Here is a 6,133-nt window from a genome sequence, read left to right as displayed (position 1 = left end):
CCACCGCAGTCGGCGCCGCGGTCGGCGCGGCCGCCGGCGGCGCCACGGGCGGCCTGCTGGGCGCCCTCAAGGAGGCCGGCCACAGCGACGACGAGGCCAATGTCTATTCCGAAGGGGTGCGTCGCGGCGGCGCCCTGGTCAGCGTCAAGGCGCATGACAACGAGATCCAGGCCGTCGAACGGATCCTCGACGAGGGACGGGGCGTGGACGCGGCCACGCGCGGCGACGCCTATCGTCAGGACGGTTGGACCAGCTTCGATCCGGCCGCCACGCCGTACAGCGCCGAGCAGATCGGTCGCGAGCGCACCCTCTACGGCGAGAACCGCTCGTTCGAGGCGGCTCCGACCGACGATGTGCTGATCGATGACGACGCTGTTCGCCCCGAGGACCGCGACGTCGTCGACCCCGTCCGTCGCGACTACTGAGCCTTCACCCCGACTCTGGAAACGCCTGGAGTCGGGGTGTATTCGCTCTCTCAAAAGACGTGATCAAGCGTGATGGCGCCTTTGCTGCATTGCGGCATTCAGACTGGGCGGCGGCTTTCCGTCTCGCTCTTTCAGGACATCACCATGCCGAGCCTCGGCGACACCACCGCGATGCTGGCGCGCCTGCGCCGTACGTCCTTCCCGACCTCCGACGCGACGGGGCGCCTGAATCGCATCGACGATTTCGGCGCCAATCCCGGCCAATTGACGATGCTCGGCTATCGCCCGGAAGGGCTGGCGCCAGGCTCGCCCCTGGTCGTTGTTCTGCACGGCTGCACCCAGACCGCCGCGGCCTATGCGGAAGGCGCCGGCTGGCTCGACCTGGCCGATCGGATGGGCTTCATGGTCGTCGCGCCCCAGCAGCCGCAGGCCAACAATGCGGGCCGCTGCTTCAACTGGTTCCTGCCGGGCGACATCCGGCGCGGCGAAGGCGAGGCGGCGTCGATCGCGGCGATGGTCGCCCACGCGGTCGAGACTCATGATCTCGATCGAAGCCGCGTCTTCGTCACCGGCTTGTCGGCCGGTGGGGCGATGACTGCGGTGATGCTGGCGGTCTATCCCGACCTCTTCGCCGGCGGCGCGGTGATCGCCGGTCTGCCCTATGGCGTGGCCAGCAATGTCCAGGGCGCGATGCAGGTGATGAACCATCCGGCCGGCCGTTCGGGCGCGAACCTGGCCGCCCTGGTTCCAGTGTCTAGCGACGGCGGGTCTCGTCCGCGGCTGTCGATCTGGCACGGCGACGCCGACGGGACGGTGCAGGTCAAGAACGGTCATGACCTGGCCCAGCAATGGGCCGCCTTGAACGGCTTGCCCAGCGCGCCGCATCGGGTGGAGCCTCTGCCGCACGGAACGCGATCGATCTGGCGGTCCGCCGACGGCGAACCCTTCGTCGAGTTGAACATCGTGCGCGGTCTCGGCCACGGAACGCCGCTTTCAACCAAGCGCGCGGACGATGTCGGCAGGGCGGGACCCTTCATGCTCGAGGCCGGCATATCCTCGTCGCTGGAGATCGCCAGGTTCTGGAACATCGACGGCGGCGAACGGGTCGAGCCCGGCGCCCTGGCGATGATCCCCGCGACGCCGCAGCGTGAGGGGGCGGCGAAGCATGCCGTCGATCCGGAGCCTGTCGAGGCCTCGGGCCTGGGGCAGGGCGTCATGCACGCCATTGGCCATGTGCCCGCCGGCGTTCAAGAGGTCATAGCCAAGGCGCTGCGGGCGGCGGGTCTGTTGAAATAATTTTCACAAGTTGATGTAGCTCGTTTATTTAGTCGCGTTGGAACCAATATTTGATTTGGTTCCAACGTTCGACGAATATATATTCGCGCCAATTATTATCATATATTCTCTGTTGTCATTGAATATATGGATTGAAGCGCCATATGTCGACTGCCGGGAAGAGTATGTCTCCTCCCAAGGAATCCCACAAAATGCGCATCCAAGTCCTGGTCGCCGGCGTCTGCGCCGCGGCCTTCATTCCAGCCGTGGCGCTCGCGCAACAGACCTGCGAGCAGCGACAGAACAACCGCGTGGCCGGAACCATCGTCGGCGCCGGTGTCGGCGCGGTCGCGGGCGGAGCCGTGGCGGGCCGCGACGATCGCGGCAAGGGGGCCGTGATCGGCGGCGTCGCCGGCGCGCTGATCGGCAATCAAGTCGCCAAGGGGCAGGCGGCCAAGGGGCGGGAGGACTGCGCCCGCGCCTACGGCTTCTACGACAACCAGGGTTCCTGGCACGCCAACGCCGTCTCGCGCGGCGAGGCCTCCGGCTACTTCGACCGCAACGGCGAGTGGGTGGACGGCGCTCCGCGCGGCCACTACGGCGCCGACGGCCGCTGGATGCAGACGAGCACGGACGCAGGCGCGTCCGGCTACTATGCGAACGGTCTCTGGGTGCCGGCGTCCGCCGCCGGCTACTACGCCCAGGACGGCCGTTGGATGGAGGTGACGTCGGGTCACTACGACAGCTCCGGGCGCTGGATCGCGGGCGCCGCCACCGGCCGCTACGACGCCGATGGACGCTGGATGCCTGGCCAGGCAGCCGGGCGCCGCGCTGCCGACGGAACGTGGATCTCCGATCCGCAGCCGGGTTACTATGACAATGGACGCTGGGTGCGCGGCGAGACGGTCGGCTACTACGATGCTCGTGGAAGCTGGGTTTCGACGGACGCGCGCCGCTCGCGCGCCGATTACGTCAATGGGCAGTATCCGGATGGTCGCGGCATGCTCAGCATCGACGATCGTCAGGCGCAACTGGCCGAGCGGATCAACCGCGGCGCCAGCAGCGGCAGGCTGAGCCGGGCCGAAGCCGGCCAGGCGACCCGAACCCTGGCCGCGATCGAACGCCAGGAGCGATCCCTGCGTAATCGCCAGGGAAATCTCGGCCCCAAGGGGCGGGCGATCATCACCGCTCGTCTCGATCGACTGAGCGACAGCGTCAGCGGGGACATTCGCAACGATCGCTGAGATCGCCGCGCGCGATTGCAGTGACTTTCAGTACGCCGGGCGACCCGTTCGACGGTCGCCCGGACCCGCATCGCTTCGCCGGCTGCCTCGCGACTATGCGGTCGGGGAACATTCAGCCGGCGTATCGGAGACGATCCATGCCTTATCTCTTCGTTTTCGCCTCGGCCTGCGCCGCCCTGGCGCTTGCGCTTCCCTTCGTCTTTCGGGTTCTACCGACACCAGGCCTGGCAAGGTCGCTTCGTGTCCGCCCGCTCCGCGCCGACAGTCGAAAGGGCAAGTGAGCGACGTCACCCCGGTTTCATCCGAAGGTCCATGCCGAGCGTCGGCCCGATGCCGTCGGGGTGTTCGCCGAAAGGGTTTTGCGGACGGCGGCGATGGGCGACCGCTTCGAGCCGCGCGCGCAGATCGTCGTCGATAACGGCGGCCTGCTCCAAGCCGTCTTCGTCGTTCTGACCGTCTCGGGACAAGGTGAGAACCTCGTGCAAGGCGGCCAGGAAGGCCTCGTCCTCAGGCGTTCCTTCGAACGGCGGGTTGTCGAGGTGGCGAAGAACGACTTCCAGGGCGTCTTCGAAGGTCGGGAACATGGCGAGCCCTTTCAAAACCCCTGTCGCGAAGCGCCGCAAAGGCGCTTCATGAAAACGTGCCGGCTCGGCTATGGTTCGCGGCGCCGCTGCGGAGTTTCATTTGCTGCTTCGTGCGCTTTGGCGGGTAAATCCGGAGCTAGAACCTTGGCGTTTGCGCCGCGTTGAGAGTCCGGCGCACGCGCCGATCTTTCGCCTGGAAAGGCTTGCGTTCCGCGAGTCTTCGGGTTGCGGGTTCCAACATGCTCGACGAGGCGCGCCCCGTTCCGTTGACTATCGACGTCCTGGCCCATGCGCTGGTGGGCGCGTCGGATGCGCCCATACTGCTGCTCGATGGCGACTTCAGGATCGTTGCGGCGAGTCAGTCCTTCGCCGAGGCCTTCGACATCGACGCTGAACGCGCGGTGGGCCTGTCGGCGTTCGCCCTCGGCGCGGGTGAATGGAACGCCCCGCAGTTGCGTGATCTCCTTGACGCGGCGCTGCGCGGCGGTGTCACGGTCGAGGCTGGCGAGATGGATCTGGTCCGAGCCGGCCAGGAGGCCAGACGGCTGGTCATTCGAGTGCGGGGGCTCGACTACGGCGATCCTTCCAGCCCGTTACTGCTTCTGACCGTCTTCGATGTGACGGTTGCGCGCCTCGCGGATCGCGCCAAGGACGACTTGGTGCGCGAGAAGGGCATGCTGTTCGACGAGCTGCAGCACAGGATCGCCAATAGCCTGCAGATCATCGCCAGTATCCTGATGCAGTCGGCTCGCAAGGCGCCGTCCACCGAGATCCGCGCCCATGTCATCGACGCCCACAGCAGAGTGATGTCGGTCGCCGCCCTGCAGCGTCAACTCGTGGAGTCGGGCGCCGGGCAAGTCGAGCTCAAAGCCTATTTCGGGACCCTGTGCGACGGCGTCACCGCTTCGATGGTTTCCAACCCGGATCAGTTGAAGCTTTCCGTCGTCAGCGCCGAACAGTGGGTGGCCGCGGAGGTCGCCGTGAGCATGGGGTTGATCGTCACCGAGTTGATCATCAACGCCCTGAAGCACGCGTTTCCAGGGCGCGAAGGCGGGCATATCTGGGTGGAATACAGCACTTCAAAAGACGACTGGACGCTGTCGGTCGCCGACGATGGCGTGGGGATGCCGACGGCAAGCGGTCCCACCAGGGTCGGCCTCGGCTCGAGCATAGTCCAGGCTCTGGCCAGGCAGTTGCAGGCAAAGGTGGGACTGAATGCTTCGGGGGGCGGAACCCGCGTCGCCATAGTTCACTCGGCTGCGCCAAGCTGAAGGGGCAACTGGGCGGCGGCCGTCAATCGCCCCGCTTTGCGGCCTCATCGACGGCCCTGATCAACTGGTCGATGCTGTAGGGCTTGGCCATGAAGCGCCCGTCGTCGGGAAGCGGCGTGGTCAGACCGCGGCCCGACGTGATGACCAACTGGATGGCGGGCCAGCGCTCGTGGACGCATTCGGCCAGATCCAGGCCGTCCAGCGGGCCCGGCATGTTGACATCGGTGAACAGCACGGTCACCGCCGCGCCGGCGTCGAGGATTTCGAGCGCGGTTTTGGCGTCGTCCGCTTCGATGACCTCGAAGCCGGCGTCCTCAAGGCCCTGTCGGGCGACCATGCGAAGCACGGGTTCGTCATCAACCAGCAAAACGACAATGGGATTGGAAACGAGGGGGGATCCGGCCATGGATCACCAACCGGCGGCGATGTGCGCGGTTCCTGAGGCTCCGGCCAATAAGAAATTGATATTATTGCTGAAACTTACCCGGTGGTGTCGGGGTTACGCGCGCGACGCGGCAGCCATCTCTCCTTTGTGGCTGAAGGCTATGGACCTCTGGCGTGGAACAAACCGCGCCGTTTCGAGTTTGCTGCATGCTCAAGCTTGCTTGGCCTGATCGACCAAGCTTGCCTTGGTTCCGCATTGGGCGTCTTGGTTGTGCTGTGCTCGGGGCCGCCGGTCTGTACCGGCGCGGTTCGACGGTGTTGTGTAACGGCGGCCTTGGTCGCCCGGGAGTGGGGCGGCATGGCGCTGGTGAAGAAATCGACCTTGGCTTCGCGCGCGAAGTCGCGAGCGCCGTCCGAGAACGCCGCCGAGCCGTCAAATCCCGCCGCTGCGCGTCCACCGCTCCGAAAGGCGGCGTCTCGTCGTCAGAACGCCAGCGAGCGCATCGGGGCGGCGAGCCTGGAGCTGGGGGGCGGGCTCGCCGAGGCGTCCGGCGCGGTGGAGGAACTGCGGCGAGCCTTGACTCAGATCGCCAGCGGCGCTGAGGAGGCCGCCGGAGCGGCCCATGAGTCCCTCGCGGCGGTCACCGCCATGAGCGCCAGCTTCGGCCAGGCTCGCGAGCGGGCCGAGACGTCGCGGCAGCGCACCGAAGCGCTCCAGATCCTTCTGACGGAATCCGGCGCGGCCATCGACGCCTCGGTCAAGGCCGTCGGCTTCAACGCCCAGCGGCAGTTGGCCAGCGTGGCCGTGATCGAGGCCCTGGAGCGTCATGCGGCGCGGATCGGCGAGATCACCAAAAGCGTCGCCGATATCGCCGATCAGACCAATCTGCTGGCGCTGAACGCAGCGATCGAGGCCGCCCGCGCGGGAGATGATGGTCGCGGCTTCGCGG

The 6,133-nt window shown here is 66.7% G+C and carries 6 protein-coding genes and 1 pseudogene; 5 read left to right on the top strand and 2 right to left on the bottom strand.

The annotated features are described in order from the left end of the window. The 3 genes and pseudogenes from DMC18_RS14980 to DMC18_RS14970 all read left to right on the top strand — a co-directional run. A pseudogene (locus tag DMC18_RS14980) lies at nucleotides 1–425 on the top strand (hypothetical protein); the annotation flags it as partial. A 72-nt stretch (nucleotides 426–497) separates the two neighbouring features. Beyond that, entirely contained in the window at nucleotides 498–1,721 is a 1,224-nt protein-coding gene (locus tag DMC18_RS14975; protein ID WP_110117691.1) for a PHB depolymerase family esterase, read from the top strand. A 191-nt stretch (nucleotides 1,722–1,912) separates the two neighbouring features. Further along, a complete protein-coding gene (locus tag DMC18_RS14970; RefSeq protein ID WP_158285912.1) occupies nucleotides 1,913–2,944 on the top strand; it encodes a glycine zipper 2TM domain-containing protein in 1,032 nt (343 codons plus the stop codon). A 287-nt stretch (nucleotides 2,945–3,231) separates the two neighbouring features. Here the strand turns inward: DMC18_RS14970 and DMC18_RS14965 are convergent, their stop codons facing one another. Then, the gene (locus DMC18_RS14965; protein ID WP_110117689.1) at nucleotides 3,232–3,528 is read right to left on the bottom strand and encodes a hypothetical protein; all 297 of its coding nucleotides are present in this window, start codon (nucleotides 3,526–3,528) and stop codon (nucleotides 3,232–3,234) included. Between the two features lie 239 nt (nucleotides 3,529–3,767). Here DMC18_RS14965 and DMC18_RS14960 point away from each other — a divergent pair, with 239 nt between their 5' ends. After that, nucleotides 3,768–4,799: a sensor histidine kinase gene (locus DMC18_RS14960; RefSeq protein WP_110117688.1), complete on the top strand. Its 1,032-nt coding sequence runs from the start codon at nucleotides 3,768–3,770 to the stop codon at nucleotides 4,797–4,799. Between the two features lie 22 nt (nucleotides 4,800–4,821). Here DMC18_RS14960 and DMC18_RS14955 read toward each other — a convergent pair whose 3' ends face one another. After that, a complete protein-coding gene (locus DMC18_RS14955) occupies nucleotides 4,822–5,205 on the bottom strand; it encodes a response regulator (RefSeq protein WP_110117687.1) in 384 nt (127 codons plus the stop codon). Between the two features lie 336 nt (nucleotides 5,206–5,541). Here DMC18_RS14955 and DMC18_RS27315 point away from each other — a divergent pair. Continuing rightward, on the top strand, nucleotides 5,542–6,133 hold a 592-nt coding region (locus tag DMC18_RS27315), incomplete at its 3' end, for a methyl-accepting chemotaxis protein (RefSeq protein ID WP_370444622.1).

The sequence above is a fragment of the Caulobacter sp. D5 genome, from assembly GCF_003185805.1.
In the GTDB taxonomy this organism is placed as follows: Bacteria; Pseudomonadota; Alphaproteobacteria; order Caulobacterales; family Caulobacteraceae; genus Caulobacter.
The sequence above is the reverse complement of the archived record's forward strand: the minus strand, read 5'-3'. Positions and strand labels throughout refer to the sequence as shown.

Bases quoted from the DNA above. Each gene is read 5' to 3' on its own strand.
- DMC18_RS14965 (WP_110117689.1), bottom strand. From the start codon at position 3,528: ATGTTCCCGACCTTCGAAGACGCCCTGGAAGTCGTTCTTCGCCACCTC.
- DMC18_RS14955 (WP_110117687.1), bottom strand. From the start codon at position 5,205: ATGGCCGGATCCCCCCTCGTTTCCAATCCCATTGTCGTTTTGCTGGTT.
- DMC18_RS14970 (WP_158285912.1), top strand. From the start codon at position 1,913: ATGCGCATCCAAGTCCTGGTCGCCGGCGTCTGCGCCGCGGCCTTCATT.
- DMC18_RS14960 (WP_110117688.1), top strand. From the start codon at position 3,768: ATGCTCGACGAGGCGCGCCCCGTTCCGTTGACTATCGACGTCCTGGCC.
- DMC18_RS14975 (WP_110117691.1), top strand. From the start codon at position 498: ATGGCGCCTTTGCTGCATTGCGGCATTCAGACTGGGCGGCGGCTTTCC.